This window comes from Caballeronia choica, from assembly GCF_001544535.1.
Lineage (GTDB): Bacteria > Pseudomonadota > Gammaproteobacteria > Burkholderiales > Burkholderiaceae > Caballeronia > Caballeronia choica.
This window is the reverse complement of sequence record NZ_FCON02000476.1, coordinates 1-1,243: the sequence shown is the minus strand read 5'-3', so window position 1 is coordinate 1,243 and position 1,243 is coordinate 1. Positions and strand designations below refer to the sequence as shown.

At 60.7% G+C, this 1,243-nt stretch carries 2 protein-coding genes; both read right to left on the bottom strand.

What is annotated here, in order from left to right:
* Positions 1–222: 222 nt before the first annotated feature.
* Positions 223–573, bottom strand: coding sequence for a c-type cytochrome (locus tag AWB68_RS45115; protein ID WP_125483312.1), 351 nt, complete (start codon positions 571–573; stop codon positions 223–225).
* Between the two features lie 10 nt (positions 574–583).
* Positions 584–1,243 (bottom strand): molybdopterin-dependent oxidoreductase (locus AWB68_RS45110; protein WP_160110203.1); only part of this gene is annotated, 660 nt, incomplete at its 5' end.

Sequence of the window (1,243 nt, the reverse complement as noted above, 5' to 3'; positions counted from 1 at the left end):
CTTATAACCCAGCGACTGTGCGGTCGGATCGCCTTCGGATACCGCGGGCGATTCGGCCGACGCCTTGCCCGAGAGCGTGATGGAGGAGGCCAGCGAAGCGGCCAGTATCATGAAGTGACGACGTGATGGTTGCATGTGGGGGTTCCTGTCTTTTAGATGGTGGGCGACGGGCCGTCGATGGGCCAGCCGACGCGGAGCTTCGTTTTGCCAAGGAGCGAAGTTCTACTGTTTGCCTCTGATCGCGGTCAAATACTTAGCGAGTTCTTCTACCTGCTCTGCGGGCATAGGTGCGCCGTAGGCGGTGCGCATCTTGTTGATCTCCGCCGTCCACTCTCCGAAGCGCAATGGCGGCTGGCGCGTAACCATGCCAGCCGAATGGCAAATCATGCACTGCGAGTTGGCGATCTCGGCACCGGCGCCCGGTGGAAAAACCCGCTCACTGTCAGGGAGGGTGACACTGATGGTGCGATTCAAGGCTGCGGCCGACGGCGCTTTCTGTGCGCGTTCGGCGAAGCCGGCCGAGATGCCGGCCGTAGTGAGCAGAATCAATATCAGCACGTTTGAATTTTTCATGTTCCCCACCTCAGGAAGCCATCAACGTGATGGATTCGACGACGTTGCGCATGAAGCCGGCAGTGTTCCAGTTGGCGGCATCCGGCTGCACGGCCCCCGCAGTGTTCGTCGCCTTGATTTTCAGCACCATGGGACCGGCTTTGGGTATCAAGTGCGTTTCCCATTGCCTGAAGCTGTATTTGCCATGATCGTGGCCAAGACGCGCGGACACCCAGGTCGCGCCTCCGTCCGACGACACGCTGACGTCGCGAACGCCGGCGTCTCCGCCGAAGGCGATGCCGCGCACCGTTTGCGGCTTGCCGGCGGCTACATTCTGGTCGTTCGTGAGATTGGTGAAGAACGAGCGTGGGACCATCCGGTTGATCGGCACCATCTTTACGCCGGTTTGGCCAGGCGTGATGTTGGCCTGGGGGGTGTCCGGTATCAGGTAGGCCTTTGACATCCAGAAGTTGTCGTCCGGGTGATCCAGCACCTCGATATCGTTGAGCATTTTCACCCAGTAGGTCGAATACCAGCCGGGCACAACCAGGCGCAGCGGAAAGCCGTTCAGCAGCGGCAACGGCTGACCGTTCATCGCATAGGCGATCATCACTTCGCCATCGCGCGCATGGTCGATGTCGAGCGACTTGATGAAGTCGGGCGTTGCGGGGAGGATCCCCTCGTCGAGCCC